The organism is Bacillus sp. AFS037270 (genome assembly GCF_002585305.1).
Map to the genome: position 1 here is coordinate 1 of NZ_NUNF01000047.1, position 20,533 is coordinate 20,533.

Genomic DNA, 20,533 nt, shown 5'->3' on the forward strand with positions numbered 1-20,533 from the left:
ATTGTTAATAAAAAAATGCCGCCGGTTAGGATGACGCAAAAGTTACCGCTTAATCTTGCTCGTCTTATTCAATTTGCCTGTTATCTGATTCATTGCGCAATACTTTTCGTGCAGATTAATGAGCGATTCTTTCGATAATGTGTATATTGTAGCAGAACGGGAAAGTCCGGATGGCAGAGCAATAATTGCAAGTGCCGTAAATCTCCTCCTGATTCCAAGAGCATAGTCGCAGCAGTATGGCGGAATAGATGCGGATGCATATTCTTAGTTATACCGGCCTTCTAAACGTAGCCATTCGTTGCAGGCCTAGCGCTTCACTTATTCGACTCAAAGAATCGATTAAATAATTCATTAGCACATAATCGTGAAACTCCGCATTCTGGCGCTGATTAGGCACGTTAAGCTTCCTTTTTAATTCAGCAGCGGTAAGTTCCACTATTTCCTATTCGGGCTCATTGAGGTTCTTAAATGCCATCCATTGGTTGCTTCCGATTAAGCCTTCCTCTTGCAAACACTTAAACTTAACGCGCAATGTCTTGAGCCGCGTATTAATCGTAGATGGCGATAATCCTACTGTCATTGATTCGTTGGGCTTAAACTTATGATCCTCGAATTTCATCCATTATCACGCGTATAAATGATGAAATTGCGATTGGTCTCCTTGGATATATCCTAAATTGAGCGCTTTATGTTGTGATATTCTACTATTATTGAATATTATTATGTTGTTTTAAATAAAAACGGCAGAAGATCCCTATTATTTAGGATGTTGGAGATTGTAATGCCCCCCTCAAGTCCACAGTTAACTCTAGAAAAATGGAGAAGAGCCCATAAATCATTATGTAGAAGAGGTATTCCAGTATTAAATTCATCATAGTAATTATGTAAAACGACTAATTATCTAGATAAATAGGTAATAATTATGGAGGGAATCGAGATGGAGAAACAAATGAGCTATGGACTGATCGTGCGGCCAAGAGGGAGGGATGAAACAAACTCACCTTATGATTGGTTTAAAAAAATGCGAAAAAATGCTCCGATTGCTTTTGACCCAGAACGAAATTGCTGGGACGTGTTTTGTTATGACGATGTCCAAATGGTTTTACAAAATTACAAGCAATTTAGTTCAAATCGGAATAGTCCTTTTCCAACGTTAATAGATTTGGATCCTCCTACCCACCGAAGATATCGCAATCTTGTCAGTCAGGCATTTACACCAAAAGCGGTTCAAGAACTTGCACCAAGAATTACAGCAATAACACAAGAATTATTAACTTCGCTAAAAGGAAAATGCGAGATTGATATTGAAGAAGATATCGCATACCCCCTTCCAGTAATCGTGATTGCGGAAATGCTAGGAGTACCAAGCGAAGATCGAGACATGTTTAAAGAATGGTCTGATATTGTTGTATCGGGAACACAAACCTTATCTCCTGAGGAAATGAATCAGTTACTGGCGTTGCGCGGGAAAGCAATGTTTGACCTACGATCATATTTCCACAAAATAGTGGCAGACCGGAGGATTGAGCCCAGAAACGATATTATATCCACTTTAATTACTGCTGAAGTCGATGGAGAGAAGTTATCTATAGATGAGTTGCTAAGTTTTTGCTTTCTTCTTCTTGTAGCTGGGAATGAAACCACCACCAATCTTATTACTAATACAATGCATACTCTGTTTGAGCATCCTAACATCCTAAACCAATTATATAGAGATAATACCCTTGTATCTGCCGCCATTGAAGAAGCCCTGCGCTATTCCTCTCCTGTTCACAGTATGAATCGCTTCGTCACAGAAGATATTAATTTTAAAGGGATGAATCTGAAAAAAGGGCAAGAGGTGATGGCCTGGATCGGCTCTGCCAATAGGGACGAAAACGTATTTGACAAACCAGATGAGTTTGACATCCTTCGCTCTCCAAATCATTATCTTTCTTTTGGAGCAGGTGTTCACTTTTGTCTGGGTTCACAGCTTGCAAAATTAGAAGCGAAAATATGCATGACAGAAATGCTAAAGGCTCTGCCGAGTATGAGATTGGATACTACCAAAGAGATTCAAATGATCCCTAGTACGTTAGTGTACGGATATAAAGATCTTCCTGTCATTGTAGGATCCTAAGTAAAAAGTGAACGAGAAAAAACAACCAACCATTCAACAGCAGTTTAAGGTGGCGCTATATCTAAAAGTTTTATGATCTACTTAAACATAATAAAAATAGGATTCAAGATATCTAATGAATTAGGAGGAAAAGGCTGCCTTGAAAACCAAACAGGTAGTTGATCTTCTTTTGTAAAATCCCTTTAATCGGTGACTTTAGAAACCCCTGGGACGGTTCTACTAAAGATTTAGTGCCTATCGACTATGTCAGGGTATTAATTATAATCTAATCGATAGTTTACAAATAATTCCAAATAAAAAAACAGAAAGGAATATATTAACTTTCTGAAAGTGCAGAAGACACTCTTTTTTCGTCTTATAACGTATCTACACCTAAAATGAGGGCAACCCTAGTTAAAACTATGCCCTTTTAAAATTAATAATTTATTAAGGTTAATAAGTTAAGATACAAGCATAGTGAAAGGCTTTTTCACTGACCCCCTTTGTTAATATATTTTTTTTGAGACCCTTAAGCATTGATCTTAGGGGTTATTTTTTCCCCACCAGCTGGGGAACTGAATCGACTCCACTAAACGAGACAAAAAAATTAAGGGCAAGTAGACTCATTGCTAAATCAGAGCATACTGCTTATTAGTATAAGAGATCAGTACTAGACACCCATATGATAGTTATTGAAGGCACACCATAGTCCAACGTGAATCATGCTGTCCACCAATTTCTGATCTCCCAACTTGAAGCCATCGCGAGCCCCTCTAAGCAAGATAGGAGACTAGCTCATATTTTCCATTCCCCTGCAAGAATAGCTTGTCTTGCAAGATAAACCGCTTTCAGTCCAGAACCGCAAACCTTTTTAATCGTAAGGGCGGATACCTCATGGGGAAAACCAGCAGCAGAAGCAGCTTGTCTTGCTGGGTTTTGCTCAAGTCTAGCTTGTAAGACATTCCCCATAATGACTTCATCCACCTGAGTACCGTTGATTCCAGCTTTTTCAATGGCTCCTTTGATAACTATTCCACCTAATGTTGTTGCCGGAACATTATTTTAAACTTCCACTAACGCTTCTAATAAAAAAGAACAGCGAAAATCCGCTGTTCTACTTAAACAAATTAAATGCCATTTTTGTGTTGGATTCAATTAAATCCGTAAATCCTTTTTGTGCAGTTTTAAATTGATTTAAAGCCTCAACACGGATCTTTTTTTGCTGTTCGATATGATTTTTATATGATTGTTGGAACTGCTCTTGTGACTGATTTAATAAATTTAAACTTTCTTTGTATGGAGTAGAGGTTAACTGTTGAACACGGTTATTTATTTCATCTAGTTGAGCATTCCACTTTTCGAAAGTTTGGCTTGCTTGTTCACCAGAAACTGTTTCAACATTTTTCTTTGCATAATCACGAACTTCTTCAATTAATTTTTTCTGTTGTTCCTGGATAAAGTCCATACCGCCAGCAATTTTCTCCAATGATTCTTTTTGTGTTGTAAATGCTTGAAGCAAAAGATTTTCTATTTCTACTTGAGAAGCGGTCACCTTGTCCAAACTGTTTGTCCAAATGTTTAATAGGGATTCACCAAAATTAGTAATGAACTCATTGTTTAATTCCATTATAAACAACCTCCTAATTAATATATAACCATATATGTAAATTACACCTATGTGATAATCTTGTCAAATAAATATTATTTAAAGATTGAAAATAAAAATAAGAATAATCAATACAATATCAAATATAACAAGATTATCATATACATATATGTTGATGAAATCATATTAAACAATGTTATCATTGAAATAATTTTACCAGATGTCATTCTGTGCCGACTATAATTTACAGCTCTTAAATATAGGTGATTAATAATCTATTAGAAATAAAACAAGCCCTTTCATGTGAGAAGGGCTTAATATTTTTTATTGTTTTTATTTACATGATTTATATCACTATTTCTTTACCTTTTAATAGAATCCTTCAAGCAACAAGTTATGTTGCGCCACCCATTGCTCGTATCAGTCCACTTCCAGAACCTGAGGAATATCATATTTTTCTAAGTACCGATGGGCTTTTGATAAGAAGAATACAGCACCCTATGAGTAAAAGGAAATTAAGAAACATAATATTTTCATTGAGTAAAATACCTAGAGCAACTATGCTTAAAAAGATTTTCAAGAATGGTAACAAACTGCCTTAAGCCAAGGGACAAAGTAAATATAGAACCAGCCGTCTGCATGAAATATGGCGACTGAAAACAAAAAGGCTGTAAAATGCACATCAAATACCGCTAGAATGATAAGAAGTGAAGCGCCTTGAAAATGAAGTGTGTCAAAGTTATTTGGGTCTAACATATCTGGAGAGCAAACGGGTAGTAGAGGAAATAAAAACCTTTCTTAGCTGATATGTTCAACATTATTAAAAATAACTTATATGTTAATATATAAGTTATATTGACATATTAATTAAAATATATATAGAAATATATTTTAATTAATATTATAAAACATAGATGGGATTAATAATTAATTTTAATTTGATTAATTTACCAACTTACCAAATAGCATTGGTAGCAAGCAATACGGCAAGTTCAAAGTCCAATTATCTTTCCATCCACAACGCTGCGAATGGAGGAGGCTACCTCCTCACTCGGCCTGTCCTTCACTAATAAATCTCGTTCATCATCTTTTAATGGACGTTGAAAATAACCATTACTTGCAAATGTTGTTATAAAAATTACTTTGCATCCCCGCTCTTTTAGACATATCTATATCCATGATACAAACTTCCGGCTGTAATTGGTGAACAAGAGTGAGTGCCTCTTCTCCATCCTCGCCTGCCCCACCACTTCCTTATCATCTTCAAAATTCAGTAGGGAACTATTTCCTCTAACAGCTTTTCCTAATCCTCTGCAATTACAATTCGAATCATTTAAGTTCTCTCGTTTTTCTGTCGGCCACTATTAAGCAAAGATTGCCCTTATATTTATTAAGGATTATTAAGGGGAGTCAACCATAGATGGAGTTCAGGTGTAACTTCTTTGGAAATACTATTTCCAGCTAAAGATTTGACGTCTTTAAAGCCGACAAAATTCTAGTTTTCCTATCCCATAGGCGGAAACAGAGTGTCTGCGAGCTTGAAGTAAGGAATATCGTTAAACGTTTTTTAAACGAAGCTTATTATTGTGTTAAATTAGGTTTACCTAATGATATGTTGTTCGGACATTATGCTTTAACCAAACACTTTAGAAAATACTTAAAGGATTCTCCTGAATTCGTAAATATACAAATTCCACTTTCCTACTGCAGAGCAAGAAAACTATCGTTGAATACATTTTTTATCCGTTAAACTAGCATTCCTCATATTACTTAGAGTATATTAACTAAATATAATGGTTGTTTTTGGTGTTTATGAGTAAAAGGAGTGTATAATTCGGATGTTAAAAATTGAAGTGCCAAGAATTGAAAAGGTTATGATTAGTGAGGATGCCAAGTATGGAAAGTTTGTCGTTGAACCACTCATGCGAGGATTTGGAACGACACTTGGCAACTCATTACGTCGCATCCTTTTATCTTCACTCCCCGGTGCCGCTGTCACTTCCATACAAATAGATGGGGTGCAGAATGAATTTTCAACTATTGATGGGATAGAAGAGGATGTAACAACTATCATTTTGAACATAAAAAAATTATCTATGAATATTCTCTCTGACGATGAGAAAGAATTGATGATCGATGTACATAGAACCGGTACAATAACAGCTGCTGATCTTTCTCATGATAGTGATGTAGAGATCTTAATCCCCGATTTGCATCTTGCTACCCTTAAAGAAATTGTACATTTTAGAATGCGCCTAACTGCAAAACGTGGACGTGGTTATGTTCCTGCAGAGCAAAACAAACGTGATGGCCTTCAATTAGGAGTCATACCAATAGATTCAATCTATACACCGGTTACACGTGCCAGTTATTTAGTTGAGAACACTCGTGTAGGTCAATTGGTTAGTTTTGAAAGGTTATATTTTGAAGTTTGGACAGATGGGAGTTTAGGGCCCAGCGAAGCCATTTCTGAAAGTGCAAAAGTGTTTAAGGAACATCTTTCTATTTTAGTAGGACTTAATCCTGAATTACAAGATAGCCAAATTATGTTGGAAAGAGTAGAAGTTTCAAAAGAAAAAGAAATTCTTAACCTGACTATTGAGGATTTAGATCTTTCTGTTCGTTCTTTTAACAGTCTAAAACGCAATGGGATTAATACGATTCATGACTTAGCTAATAAGTCCGAAGAAGATATAAGAAAATTACGCAACTTAGGACAAAAATCTTTAAAAGAGATCATAGATAAATTAGAAAGTTTGGGTATAATCGTACGCAAAGATGATTAAAATTCACCATTATTTTCCTTGTGAATTCCCACTAAAGCAAAAGTTCTCAGGTACATTGAAGAAGGTACCAATGGGAAGTAGTTATAAATGATTATTCTCTTATATTCAAATGCAGTATGTAGGCGATAATTAGTATGATTACCTACATACTGCAAGGAAGGCGCAATTATGGTTTTTAAAAAACTTCCTGTTTTGAAAAAAATGAATGAAAGACCCCAAAATAATTTGGTCTTTCATTCATTTTTTCATACGACTAATTATTATTATTTAATACCAGTAGTGAATAGCACGCAACATGTGTAGAGTGTGAGTTTATATAACCTAAGCAAATAACAGTCTTTAAACTACTTATTAAAGCTAATAAATGAAAATGTGTGACTACTATTAAGATAATACCTGGGTAGACATTTTAGTTCTAATTAATGTACTATTCTAAGGTAAATTCGTTTCATCCATTAAATATCGATCACACTCCCTAGCAGCACCTCTTCCTTCATTAATAGCCCAGACGATAAGACTTTGACCACGACGAATATCACCGGCAGCAAAAACCCCTTCGATATTTGTTTTATATTTTCCATACTCAGCTTTTACATTTGATCGATTATCAGTCTCGACGTTCATTTTTTGAAGTAAATCCTGCTCTGGACCACTAAATCCAATCGCGAGTAATACTAACTGAGCAGGCCAGATTTTTTCTGTACCAGGAATTTCTTTTCGAATTCGCAGCCCATTTTCATCGGTTGTAGTTTCAACGTTAATGGTATGAATTTCTTTGACATTGCCAAACTCATCCCCTACAAACTTTTTCGTCATCACGGCATAGGCTCGAGGATCTTCACCAAATGTGGCTGCGGCTTCTTTTTGGCCATACTCCACTCGATGGATAACGGGCCATTGCGGCCATGGATTATCATCTTCCCGAACTTCGCCCTTTTTCTGATAAATATCAAATTGTGTTAAGCTTTTGCATTTATGACGTACAGAAGTAGCCAAACAATCTACACCTGTATCCCCACCGCCAATGACAACCACATCTTTGTCTTTTGCGGATATATACTCACCGTTCTCAAGGTTGGAATCCAATAAACTTTTTGTATTGGCATGAAGAAAATCCATGGCAAAATGGATTCCTTTCAGCTCTCTTCCTTCTACTTGTATATCACGATGTTTTGTTGCACCGCCGCATAGAACGATCGCATCAAATTCCGATTGTAACTTAGTAATGGGATAGTCCTTGCCCACGTCTGTATTTGTTACGAAGGTAATCCCCTCTTCTTTAAGAATATTGACCCTTCTCTCAACAACAGAATAAGGAAGCTTCATTTCAGGTATCCCATAGGTTAAGAGACCCCCAACACGATCATGACGCTCAAAAACAGTGACATGGTGTCCCGCTTTATTAAGTTGGGCTGCACAAGCCAATCCTGCTGGACCCGAACCAACAACTGTAACCTTTTTATCCGTCCGAGTCTTTGGAGGCTCTGGTTTCACCCAACCTTCCTTAAAGCCTCGATTAATGATTTCCAGCTCAATTGTCCGGATGGCAACCGGTGACTCATTAATTCCAAGGACACAAGCTCCTTCACACGGGGCCGGACAAGCTAGTCCGGTGAATTCTGGAAAGTTATTCATTTTATGCTCTCGCTTAAGGGCTTCCTCCCATTGGCCTTGGTAAATTAAATCATTCCACTCCGGTATAAGGTGATGTACGGGACAACCTGTAGTCATCCCGCTTATCATAATACCCGTATGACAAGTTGGAATCCCGCAATCCATGCAACGAGCACCTTGTTCTTTTAATTCATGTTCTTCAAGAGGTAACGTATAAACATCCCAATCATCCGTTCGTGTCTTAGGGTCCCGTTCGTGCCTTGATTGGCGTTCGTAGTCCATAAAACCAGTTGGTTTTCCCATCGCTCACCCTCCCTCTTTTATCGCTTTCACTTCTTTTTGGCTTTCTTCAAATGCCTGGAGTGCTGCTTGATGTTCACTTAACCCTTCCTCTAAAAGTCCCGTTATTCGCTCTTTCATTTCCAAATAGTCCTTCGGAATGACTCTGACAAATTTCTTGCTCATGTCTGCCCAGCTATTTAACACTCTCTCCCCAAGAGGACTATGCGTATATTGAACATGCTTTTCAATCATTTGGTGGACAAGTTGGAGTTCTGACTCATCTTGAAGGGGGTCGAGATAAACTTGAGCCTGATTACATTTGACTCGAAAATCGTTTGTTATATCCAAGACATACGCAACACCACCCGACATACCGGCTGCGAAGTTTTTCCCTGTTTCCCCCAGTACAATCACTGTTCCACCTGTCATGTATTCACAACCATGGTCGCCCACACCTTCTACGACCACATTTGCTCCGCTATTCCTCACACAAAAGCGCTCTCCGGCAATTCCGCTGATATAGGCTTCTCCTGCCGTTGCCCCGTAAAAGGCAACGTTTCCGACAATGATATTATTTTCCCAGGTAAAGGTAGCCCTCCGAGAAGGGCGAACAATAATTTTCCCCCCCGATAAACCTTTACCGATAAAATCATTGGCATCTCCTACTAGTCTCATCGTTAATCCGGGTGGAATAAAGGCAGCAAAGCTTTGTCCGGCAGAGCCTGTAAAAGTTAGGTGAATCGTATCCTCAGGCAGCCCCTTGGCACCATACCGTTTTGTTATTTCACTCCCTAACATGGTCCCAGCGACTCGATTAATGTTCCGTATCGACAAAGTCGCCTTAATAGGTTCCTGGTCTTCAAGCGCTTCTTTACATAAAGGGATCAACTCTTGTTTGTCCATTGTTTTATCAAGTCCATGAACCTGTTCAACCGTGGCATAACGGCTGGTATTTTTCGGAACTTCAGGCTGATAGAGAAGAGCAGAAAGATCTACCCCTTTTGCTTTCCAATGGTTAATCGCATGATTTGTCTCTAAAACATCAGTCCTTCCAATCATTTCATTGACCGTGCGGAATCCGAGTTCGGCCATAAGCTCTCTTACTTCCAAGGCGATGAATCTCATAAAGTTGATTACATGCTCTGGTTCACCCGTAAATTTTTTCCGTAACTCGGGGTTTTGTGTAGCAACGCCTACCGGACAAGTATCGAGGTGGCATACCCGCATGATGATACATCCTAATACAACTAACGGTGCCGTTGAAAATCCATATTCCTCTGCCCCAAGTAAGGCAGCAATTACAACATCCCGGCCCGTCATCAATTTCCCATCCGTTTCCACGACGATTCGATCACGAAGACGATTTAACAGCAATGTTTGATGTGTTTCGGCTAAGCCCAGTTCCCACGGCAATCCTGCATGCTTTAAGCTTGTCCTTGGCGCAGCCCCCGTTCCGCCGTCATATCCACTAATCAGAACAACATCGGCTCTTCCTTTGGCAACACCTGCTGCAATGGTTCCGACACCGGCTTCCGATACAAGCTTGACACTAATTCTGGCGGATGGATTTGCATTTTTTAAGTTATGAATTAATTCCGCCAAGTCTTCAATGGAATAAATATCATGGTGGGGCGGCGGCGAAATCAATCCTACGCCAGGTGTTGAGCCCCTAACCTCGGCAATCCATGGATATACTTTTTTTCCGGGAAGATGTCCCCCTTCACCCGGCTTGGCACCTTGGGCAACCTTAATTTGGATTTCATCAGCATTTACAAGATAATGACTGGTCACTCCGAATCGGCCAGATGCTACTTGTTTAATCGCACTGCGCCTCGATTGCCCATTTGAATCAGGTGTAAATCTGGCCGGGTCCTCTCCACCTTCTCCCGAGTTGCTTCTTGCCCCAATTTTGTTCATGGCAATGGCAAGTGTTTCGTGGGCTTCACGACTAATGGAACCGTATGACATCGCTCCCGTTTTAAACCTCTTACAAATTTCTTCAACAGACTCTACCTCGTCCAACGGTATAGGTTCCCGGTTTTTAAAAGCCAACAGGCCGCGAATGGATTGAAGATTGTCACTAGGGTCTGTCAATAATGCTGAATACTCTTTAAAAAATTTATAATTATTCGTTCGGCATGCATGCTGTAATAGATGAATGGTCCGTGGGTTGTATTGGTGATCTTCTCCGTCATGGCGCCACTGAAAATCATCACCTGAATCCAATGTCCTCTCCCCGCCTCTTGTCGGATCAAATGCTCGTTTATGCCTCATCATCACTTCTTGGGCAATGATACCCAACCCGATACCCTCTATTCGTGAAGCAGTTTCAGCAAAATATTTCTCGATTACGACTTGATCAATCCCGATTGCCTCAAATATTTGTGCCCCAATATAACTTTGAATGGTTGATATCCCCATTTTCGATAACACCTTAACGATTCCATCGGTTGCTGTCAAAATGTATGTGTTAATAGCCTTGTCGACTTCTGTTTCGCGTAAATCACCGATTTCAATCATGCCCCTTAAAGACTCAAAGGCTAAATAAGGATTGATTGCTTCCGCCCCGAAACCAAGTAATGCTGCCAAATGATGGACCTCTCTTGGTTCCGCCGATTCAACAATGATGCTTACTTTTGATCGTGTTCCTTTTCGAATTAGGTGATGATGCAATCCCGAGACTGCGAGCAGAGCTGGCAACGCGGCATATTCGGCATCGACTCCGCGATCAGATAAAACCAGTAAAGAAATACCATTGTCGATGGCGGTGTCAGCTTTTAAAAATAAGCTATTTAAAATTTTTTCAAAATCGGGTGTAGCTGTTTCAACAGGAAACAGGATGGATAGTGTTTCCGTTTTAAAGCTGGAATAGTGAAGTTTTTCTAACTGACTATTCGTCAAAATCGGTGTCTGAAGCTGAATTTGTTGACAACTTTCAGGCTCAGTTTTAATTATGTTTTTCTGTGGTCCAATTGTTGTTAAAACGGAAGTAATAATCTTCTCCCGAATGGCATCAATCGGCGGATTGGTTACCTGGGCAAAAAGCTGTTTGAAATAGTTATATAGCAACTGTGGTCTTTTTGATAAAACAGCAAGGGGAGAATCATAACCCATCGAACCAATGGGATCATGCTTATCTGTAACCATCGGCTTCAAAATTTTATTGAGGTCTTCGTTTGTATACCCAAATGCAAGTTGCTGTTTGAGTCGTTCATCTGTATTAATAACTTGTTGATGATTGTCCGTTTCAAGCAGATCATCAATATGAACTAAATGTTCTGCTAACCAATCTTTATACGGATACTCTGAGGCGATTTGCATTTTAATATCTTCATCCGGAATAATTTTGCCCTTTTCCAAATCAATAAGGAGCATTCTCCCTGGGAGAAGTCTGCCTTTATATTCAATATCCTCAACAAAAATATCCAATGCGCCTACCTCAGAACCCAAAACAATCATACCGTCTTTTGTTACATAATAACGGGCAGGACGCAGCCCATTCCGGTCAAGACATGCCCCGACTTGTTTTCCATTCGTAAATACAACAGCAGCAGGACCATCCCATGGCTCCATTAAACAGCTATGAAATTGATAGAATGCCTTCTTAGCTTCATCCATTGTTTCATCATGCGCCCATGGCTCGGGAATCATCATCATCGCTGTATGCGCAAGTGAACGTCCTGAAAGATGCAGAAATTCAAAACAATTATCAAACATAGAAGAATCACTGCCATCCGTATCGATGACCGGAAATAACTTTCGATAATCCTTGTCTCGAAATAACTCAGATTCACAAAGAGCCTCTCTAGCCTGCATCCATTTAACATTTCCTTTTATCGTATTAAATTCTCCATTATGGATTGTAAACCGGTTTGGATGAGCTCTTTGCCAGCTAGGAAATGTGTTTGTACTAAATCGCGAATGAACAAGGGCTAGTGCAGACTTAAAATCACGATGATTTAAGTCAACATAAAAGGAATCCAGCTGTTCAGGAATTAACATGCCTTTATAGACAATGGTTCTTGAGGATAAACTGCAAACATACATCCCTTCTTGATGTTCCTTATCTGAAGGGCATACTTCCTTTTCTAACCGTTTACGGATCACATATAATTTTCTTTCGAAATCATTTTGATCATGTGGATTAAGAGAAGAAGCAATAAACATTTGACGGATAAACGGTTTTGATTTTTTGGCCATGTCACCAACAAAAGAATCATTAACCGGAACAGTCCTCCAACCTAGAAAGACCTGCCCTTCCTCTTTAATAATGTTTTCAATTTGTTTTTGGGTATTTTTTCTAAATTCTGGATCCTGTGGTAAAAAGATCATACCAATCCCGTATTTACCCTCTTCAGGGAGTTCAATATTTTCTTTTTCACATTGTTTCTCAAAAAAAGAATGAGGAATTTGAGTCAGAATCCCTGCTCCATCCCCGGTACTCGTGTCTGCGGATTGTCCGCCCCTGTGTTCTAAATTACATAATATCGTGATAGCATATTCAACAATATCGTGCGACTTTTTTCCATTTATATTAGCGACCATTCCAATTCCACAAGCCTCATGTTCATATTCAGGGTGATATAAACCTTGCGGACCAGGATACCCAGGACTTTTCATGACAACATCCCTTCTTAAAGAACTTGTATTTCTATGTTCAAGCAGCCTTGTTATGTACAACTTTTACTAGGTATATATTTTTTCATACAAAAATAGTGTATACATTCCATTTCTATTTATCCTATTGCAATAAAAAATCCATAGCTGTCAAAACCGATATATTCAAGCTACTAAAACAAAAAATAACTCGTTTATAAATGTGAAGAACCTTGTTGAACCTACAGCAATACTGTTACGTCCAATAATAATTAAAAGAGCCTTTCTAGAAGAAAAGACTCTTTACTCATTGTTACATCCTTTTATTTTTCAATTTTTACAAGCAGTGAACAGCACTCCACATGTGTGGAATGTCGATCACTACATTAGCCTACAAAATAAATCCGTTTTCTTGAGTCGGCCTTTATATTATTTTAAAGATAGGATGTTCTATTCTTGATCTAATACTCCAGTTGTCTCTTGTGATGACATTTGTTTTTGCGCTTTGGCAACTGGGTTGTTTTCATGGTTGAATTCATTGACTACACTGAATTTTTTGCTGTCTTCCTGTTCTTTTTTAGTCACAGCTCGCGTATTATCCATATTTATCCCTCCCGCCAGTAACTTTTTAAATTCACCTATACATCTGATTTTCGTAGTATTTCAAAAGCCAGGTTTATGATCCGGATTATCACCTAGCGGGCACTGCCCATTGGCGTCGTTTGGAAACCAATGGTTTCAAGTACACGGAAGATAGCAACTCCTGTATCAAGAGAGGTTAAACATGGAATACCATTTTCAACTGCTTCTCGGCGAATCCTAAATCCGTCACGCTCAGGCTGTTTTCCTTTTGTTAGGGTATTGATGACAAGCTGGGCTCTGCCATTACGAATCACCTCTAACAGGTTCTCCTCTTCACTTCCGATTTTGTTGACAACTTTAACTGGAATTCCTACTTGTTTAAATGCAGCAGCTGTCCCTGCTGTTGCCAGGACATGGTACCCAATGTTGTAGAAACGTTTAGCCAGATCAGTTGCTTCCGCCTTATCCTTATCCGCAACGGTGAACAATACAGAACCGCGTGGCCTAATGGAAACACCAGATGCAATAAAGCCTTTATAAAGTGCTTTCTCCAATGTTGTGTCTTGCCCCATGACTTCCCCGGTTGATTTCATTTCCGGTCCAAGCGTGATATCTACTTTTCTTAGCTTCGCAAAAGAGAAAACAGGGACTTTCACATAAACATTTTCCTCTTCGGGATGAATGCCTGATCGAAGCCCAAGCTCCGGTAACGTTTTTCCCAACATAACTTTCGTAGCAAGATTGGCCATTGGTATACGTGTTATTTTGCTTAGGAATGGTACTGTACGGCTCGAGCGCGGATTCACTTCCAATACATACACTTTGCCTTTTGATAAAACGAACTGGATATTGAGTAACCCGACTATTTGTAAACCTTTCGCAATTCTTGTTGTATAGTCAATGATGGTCGCCTTTGTTTCTTCTGACAGGACTTGAGGTGGATAGACACCGATGGAGTCGCCTGAATGGACACCTGCACGCTCAATATGTTCCATAATTCCTGGAATGAATACATTCTCACCATCAGAGATTGCATCAACTTCCATTTCCTGGCCCGTTAAATAACGGTCAACCAGCACCGGCTGATCCTCGTGAACTTGGACCGCATTTTTCATGTAATGAAGTAATTCCTCTGTTTGATAGACAATTTCCATTGCCCTTCCGCCCAGTACATAAGAAGGCCGAATCAGGACAGGGAAGCCAATCGACTCTGCGATTTTTACCGCTCCTTCCACTGACGTTGCTGTTTTCCCTAAAGGCTGTGGAATTTTCAGGGTGGCTAATGTTTTCTCGAACTTTTCACGGTCTTCTGCTGCCTCAAGACTCTCAAGCGATGTTCCTAAAATTTTCACACCGCGGCTTGCCAGTTCTGCGGCCAAGTTTATCCCTGTTTGCCCTCCAAATTGCACGACAACTCCAATTGGTTTTTCTAAATCGATGATGTGCATAACATCTTCAATGGTTAATGGTTCGAAATAAAGCTTGTCTGATATACTAAAATCAGTTGAAACCGTTTCGGGGTTGTTATTAATAATAATCGCCTCGTAACCTGCTTCACGAATCGCCCAGACAGAGTGAACCGTTGCATAGTCGAACTCCACTCCCTGTCCAATACGAATCGGACCTGATCCCAGTACGATAACACTCTCCATTTTTGTGACAACGGATTCGTTTTCCTCCTCATACGTACCGTAAAAATAAGGTGTTTCCGATTCAAATTCGGCTGCACAGGTATCTACCATTTTATAGACAGGGATAATATTTTGCTCTTTGCGGTATTCATATACTTCACGTTCGGTCATACCCCAAAGTTTGGCAATCGTCTTATCTGAGAAACCGATTTTCTTTGCTTCGAGCAGCACTTCTCGGTCGCCTTTGTTGTCTGCTACAACCTTCTCAAACTTTACAATATTTTCAAACTTCACAAGGAAGAAAATATCGATTTTGCTCCACTCATGAATTTGTTCGACTGTTATTCCGCGTCGAAGGGACTCACCAATGTAGAATAAGCGCTCATCCCCGGCTGTACGAATACGTTTTTCAATCAATTCATCATTGATTTGATCTGCATCCTTTAATTCCAGATGAAATATTTTCAACTCAAGTGAACGAACCGCTTTTAATAATGACTCTTCGAGCGTGCGCCCGATGGCCATTACTTCACCTGTCGCTTTCATTTGGGTTCCAAGCTTACGGTTGGCCGACTCGAATTTGTCAAAGGGCCAGCGCGGAATTTTTGTTACCACATAATCCAGAGCAGGTTCAAAGGATGCATAGGTTCTTTCCGTTACAGGATTCATCATTTCATCCAGCGTTAGACCAACTGCAATTTTTGCTGAAAGCTTCGCAATGGGGTACCCTGTCGCTTTAGAAGCCAGCGCGGATGAACGGCTGACACGCGGGTTTACTTCAATCACATAGTATTGAAAGCTCGATGGGTCCAAAGCGAGCTGAACGTTACATCCACCCTCAATCTTTAAAGCACGGATAATCTTTAAAGAAGCATTGCGCAATAATTGATACTCGCGGTCGCTTAACGTTTGGCTCGGAGCGACAACAATGGAATCCCCTGTATGGACCCCGACGGGATCGATGTTTTCCATGTTGCAGACAACAATCGCGTTGTCGTTGCTGTCACGCATGACTTCGTACTCAATTTCTTTAAACCCGGCAATACTTTTCTCGAGCAAACATTGGGTAACAGGACTGTATTTTAAGCCACTCGTGACAATTTCAATTAATTCCTCTTCATTATGGCAAATGCCGCCGCCCGTTCCTCCCAGTGTATAGGCTGGACGAACGATAACAGGATAGCCGATTTGTTCCACAAACGAATAGGCCTCTTCAAGTGAGCGAATAATTTCACTTTCCGGAACCGGTTCATTCAGTTCGTTCATTAAGGAACGGAACAAATCCCGATCTTCCGCCTGCTCAATGGCGGTTAATTTTGTTCCTAAAATTTCAACACCCAGCTCATCTAAAATACCTGATTTGGCAAGTTCGACCGTAAGATTTAACCCTGTTTGTCCCCCCAGTGTCGGCAAGATGGCATCAGGACGCTCTTTATGAATGATGGAGCTCACGAATTCAACCGTTAACGGCTCAATGTATACTTTGTCTGCCATTTCCGTATCGGTCATAATGGTCGCGGGATTTGAGTTAACAAGAATAACTTTGTACCCTTCCTCTTTTAATGCGATACATGCCTGCGTGCCTGCATAATCAAACTCTGCCGCTTGTCCAATCACAATAGGTCCTGATCCAATTACTAAGATTGTTTCAATGTCTAAGCGCTTTGCCATCGTTCGTCCCCACTTTCTTACTTGTTTCCATCAAGTCTATGAAATGGTCAAATAAATAGTTTGCATCCTCTGGCCCCGGGGATGCCTCTGGATGGTATTGGACAGTAAAAGCCGGATATTTGTTATGCTTTAACCCCTCAACTGTCCCGTCATTTAAGGCAATATGGGTGACAGATAAATCCGTTCCTGCTAACGATTCCATACGGACCGTATACCCATGGTTTTGCGAGGTAATTTCGACACGGTTTGTTTCTAAATTCTTTACTGGATGGTTTGACCCGCGGTGGCCAAACTTCAGTCTTTCTGTATCGGCTCCGCATGCGAGTGCAACCAATTGATGACCTAAGCAAATGCCGAACAATGGTATTTTCCCAAGCACACCTTTGATCATTTCAATTCCTTCTGTTATTTCCTTCGGATTCCCCGGCCCGTTACCTAACATGATGCCATCCGGGTCCAAACTTAATATTTTTTCCGCCGTTGTATCATATGGAACCACTAGGACATCACAGTTGCGCAGTGTTAACTCACGCAAAATACCGTGCTTCATTCCGTAGTCGACAAGCACGACTTTAAACCCGCGCCCTGGGCTTGGGTAGGATCGTTTTGTTGATACTTGCTTCACCTGATCTCTCTGCCATTCCGCTTTCTGTAACTCTGAAACTATTTCGTCAACATTAACATCCATGCTGCAGATTCTTCCTTTTAGAATCCCATGTTCGCGGATTTTTCTGGTAAGCTTCCTTGTATCAATTCCGGCTAGACCTGGAATATCTTTGTCTTTTAAAAATTGATCAATCGGATATTGGCTGCGGAAATTAGACGGTACTTCACAAAATTCTTTAACAATCAAGCCGTTAATGGTTGGTTCAATCGATTCAAAATCATCACGATTAATCCCATAGTTACCGATTAGTGGATATGTAAGTGTAACAATTTGACTGCAATAAGAAGGGTCGGACAAAATTTCCTGATAGCCCGTCATCCCTGTGTTAAATACTACTTCACCTATCAATTCCCTTTCACTGCCAAAACCCTTTCCAACAAATACAGTACCGTCTTCTAAAATGAGTTGACGTTTCATACCATTAATTCCCTTTCTTTCATAAAGATTATCCTTCTACCAGCAATCCTTCGATTAAAGCCTGCTAATCTTGTCAACCCTTCAAAACGAGGATGCATTTTGAAGATTTTTTATTTCATTTAATATTTCGTAAAGTTAAAACAACTTCTTTCTCTAATATGTCTTTTACAGATCATTCCCTATAATCCCCTTATTTGGAATTAAGATGTATTAAATAAAATACTCAATAATGTCCATATTATTAAGCTAATCTTTTTAAATACTGCCTATTTCCAGCGCAGCCAAAATAAAAAAAATAAAAGTGCCATAGGACACTTTTACTTTTTCAACATATCAAAATACACCTTTCCCATTCTGTCAACAGCCCCTATACGTCTTTTTTACAGAAATCTTAAGTGTATTTATTAAAATTCACTTGTAATTTAACTTAACTTTCAAAAAAAAAAGGTTGCTTTAAAAGATGGTTATAAAATATAATAAATGATAATGATTATCATTATTAATAAAAAAAAGGCTGCGTTTAAAATGTTACATACCCCTTCTCAAAACTTTATCAAAGTTCGTTCAAACGCTTTTCTGTTATTGCTCTTATTCATATTTGTAATTCTTGGAGTATTAGGTTGCATGATTTTGGCTATTTCTCTTGGGGCAAAAGAAGTTACTTTAAATACAGTCATGTCAGCAATTTTTAATTATAATCCTAAATTGACTGAACAACAGATTATCCATGAACTTCGGCTTCCACGGGTGATAGGTGCTGCAATCGTCGGGGCCGCTTTTGCAGTTGCGGGGTGTTTGATGCAGGGAGTAACCCGTAATCCACTAGCGGATGCAGGAATTCTTGGTATTAACGCTGGAGCAATGTTTATTGTAACTCTTTGCTTTGCTTTTTTTCCAGGTATTCCGTATTCTTTATTGATGATTTTATCCTTTATTGGAGCTGTACTTAGTACTCTATTCATTTTCATCATCGGATCTTCTGTCCCAGGTGGACTAACACCTATGCGGTTGACTATTTCAGGTGCAGTAATAGCAGCACTTTTACATTCTCTTAGTGCAGGTATAGCCATTTACTTTGATTTGAATCAAGATTTAGCTTTTTGGTACGCAGGAGGTGTTGCAGGAATTAAATGGGATCATTTAAATGTGTTGGTTCCTGTTATTTTCATCACGATTATTTGGGCAATAACTATGGGCCGCTCTGTTTCTATAATTTCTTTGGGGGATGATATAGCAAAGAATCTTGGGACGAACGTTACTCTAATAAAAGTACTTTCTATTATTATATCTGTTATTTTGGCAGGAGTTTCTGTTTCAGCTGTTGGATCAATAGGATTTATAGGATTAGTCATTCCACATATTTCTCGAAAGCTGGTTGGAGTAGATTATAAATTTATCATTCCAATGTCAGCGTTATTAGGTTCAATCTTACTGATTATGGCTGATTTAGGGGCAAGGACGATCAACCCACCTCGTGAATTGGCGGTTGGTATATTAGTAGCACTTGTAGGAGTTCCGTTCTTTCTTTATATTGCTCGTAAAACTGGGAGGGATTTATAGATGAAATCCCAAACCAATGCAGACAACAAGAGAGCCTATACTGTTACTCTAGTAATAATACTGATTAGTATTAGTATTATTCTAATTAGTTTGAATACAGGTTCTTTGCAAATTGCTCCATTAAAAGTAATACAAACTCTTTTTGGATACGGTGATTATAAAAGCTCTTTAGTGTTGTTCGAATACCGTATGCCTCGAATCCTGATAACCATGTTGGGCGGGATTGGCTTAGGAATTTCAGGTGCGATTTTACAAGGATTAACCCGTAACCCTTTGGCAGACCCAGGAATTTTAGGGCTTCATTCAGGTGCTTCCTTTGGTCTAATACTTTTTGTTACATATTTTCATTCATTGGATGACCATGCTGCCATTCTTATCCCGTTATTTACTTTTTTAGGTGGATTTTTAACGGCTTTTATTATTATTTTACTTGCTTATGAGCGTACCAAAGGTTTACTGTCTATTCGACTTATTCTCACAGGAATTGCCGTCTCTGCGGGTTTTGGTGCAATAACGCTTTTCCTATCTCTTCGTCTTGATGAAGAGACTTACACATTTGCTTCAAGATGGCTGGTTGGAAATGTTTGGGGAAGGGACTGGATCCATGTGATTGCTCTTTTCCCATGGATTCTTATCTTAGCACCATTTGCTTGGTCTCAATCTAAAACATTAAATGTCTTATCTTTAGGGGATGATGTTGCAGCTGGACTCGGTATCTCCGTTCAAAGTCAACGCTTGCTTATGCTCGCAACCGCTGTCGGTTTATCCTGTTCGAGTGTAGCAATGGTAGGCGGTATCGGTTTTATTGGTCTAGTCTCACCCCATCTTGCACGTCGGCTTGTTGGCCCGATGTATCAGAATTTTCTTCCTGTCTCAGGACTCATCGGGATGGTCATTTTAGTACTTGCAGATACGGTGGGACGTTCAATCTTTCAACCTAATGCGATTCCAGCGGGTGTAATTGTTGCAGCAATAGGAGCCCCTTATTTTCTTTATTTATTAGCAAAAACAAAATAAATCCAA

Annotated in this window: 11 protein-coding genes and 1 pseudogene; 4 read left to right on the forward strand and 8 right to left on the reverse strand. The window is 39.4% G+C overall.

Features of this window, described 5'->3' with window-relative positions:
- Positions 1-89: 89 nt before the first annotated feature.
- Positions 90-272 carry a tyrosine-type recombinase/integrase gene (locus tag COD92_RS33440; protein WP_368731440.1) on the reverse strand — a complete coding sequence of 61 codons (183 nt, stop codon included), beginning with the start codon at positions 270-272 and terminating at the stop codon, positions 90-92.
- A 665-nt stretch (positions 273-937) separates the two neighbouring features.
- Between COD92_RS33440 and COD92_RS22255 the strand changes: the two genes are divergently transcribed.
- A complete protein-coding gene (locus COD92_RS22255; RefSeq protein WP_176541122.1) occupies positions 938-2,119 on the forward strand; it encodes a cytochrome P450 in 1,182 nt (393 codons plus the stop codon).
- A 652-nt stretch (positions 2,120-2,771) separates the two neighbouring features.
- On the opposite strand, the pseudogene COD92_RS22260 reads toward COD92_RS22255, so the two are convergent.
- Both COD92_RS22260 and COD92_RS22265 read right to left on the reverse strand, forming a co-directional pair.
- Positions 2,772-3,157 (reverse strand): annotated as a pseudogene (locus COD92_RS22260) (thiolase family protein); the annotation flags it as partial.
- Positions 3,158-3,212: 55 nt separating this feature from the next.
- Entirely contained in the window at positions 3,213-3,725 is a 513-nt protein-coding gene (locus COD92_RS22265) for a hypothetical protein (protein WP_098528877.1), read from the reverse strand.
- A gap of 1,817 nt (positions 3,726-5,542) precedes the next feature.
- Here COD92_RS22265 and COD92_RS22280 point away from each other — a divergent pair.
- Positions 5,543-6,490, forward strand: coding sequence for a DNA-directed RNA polymerase subunit alpha (locus COD92_RS22280; RefSeq protein WP_098528875.1), 948 nt, complete (start codon positions 5,543-5,545; stop codon positions 6,488-6,490).
- A gap of 432 nt (positions 6,491-6,922) precedes the next feature.
- On the opposite strand, the gene COD92_RS22285 is transcribed toward COD92_RS22280, so the two are convergent.
- The 5 genes from COD92_RS22285 to COD92_RS22300 all read right to left on the reverse strand — a co-directional run bounded on the left by COD92_RS22285 (position 6,923) and on the right by COD92_RS22300 (position 17,950).
- Positions 6,923-8,407, reverse strand: a complete 1,485-nt coding sequence (locus COD92_RS22285) for a glutamate synthase subunit beta (protein WP_098528873.1) — start codon at positions 8,405-8,407, stop codon at positions 6,923-6,925.
- A 3-nt stretch (positions 8,408-8,410) separates the two neighbouring features.
- Positions 8,411-13,006: a glutamate synthase large subunit gene (gene gltB / locus COD92_RS22290; RefSeq protein ID WP_098528871.1), complete on the reverse strand. Its 4,596-nt coding sequence runs from the start codon at positions 13,004-13,006 to the stop codon at positions 8,411-8,413.
- A 426-nt stretch (positions 13,007-13,432) separates the two neighbouring features.
- Entirely contained in the window at positions 13,433-13,585 is a 153-nt protein-coding gene (locus tag COD92_RS32205) for a hypothetical protein (protein WP_176541121.1), read from the reverse strand.
- A gap of 92 nt (positions 13,586-13,677) precedes the next feature.
- Complete coding sequence (carB, locus tag COD92_RS22295) at positions 13,678-16,866, reverse strand: carbamoyl-phosphate synthase large subunit (RefSeq protein WP_098528869.1); 3,189 nt, start codon at positions 16,864-16,866, stop codon at positions 13,678-13,680.
- Positions 16,844-17,950 carry a carbamoyl phosphate synthase small subunit gene (locus COD92_RS22300; RefSeq protein ID WP_098528867.1) on the reverse strand — a complete coding sequence of 369 codons (1,107 nt, stop codon included), beginning with the start codon at positions 17,948-17,950 and terminating at the stop codon, positions 16,844-16,846. The genes carB and COD92_RS22300 overlap by 23 nt, the downstream gene beginning before the upstream one ends.
- A 525-nt stretch (positions 17,951-18,475) precedes the next feature.
- Here COD92_RS22300 and COD92_RS22305 point away from each other — a divergent pair.
- Together COD92_RS22305 and COD92_RS22310 are read left to right on the forward strand one after the other, a co-directional pair.
- Complete coding sequence (locus COD92_RS22305; protein ID WP_098528998.1) at positions 18,476-19,510, forward strand: FecCD family ABC transporter permease; 1,035 nt, start codon at positions 18,476-18,478, stop codon at positions 19,508-19,510.
- Positions 19,511-20,527, forward strand: a complete 1,017-nt coding sequence (locus COD92_RS22310) for a FecCD family ABC transporter permease (RefSeq protein ID WP_098528865.1) — start codon at positions 19,511-19,513, stop codon at positions 20,525-20,527.
- The last annotated feature ends 6 nt before the right edge of the window (positions 20,528-20,533 follow it).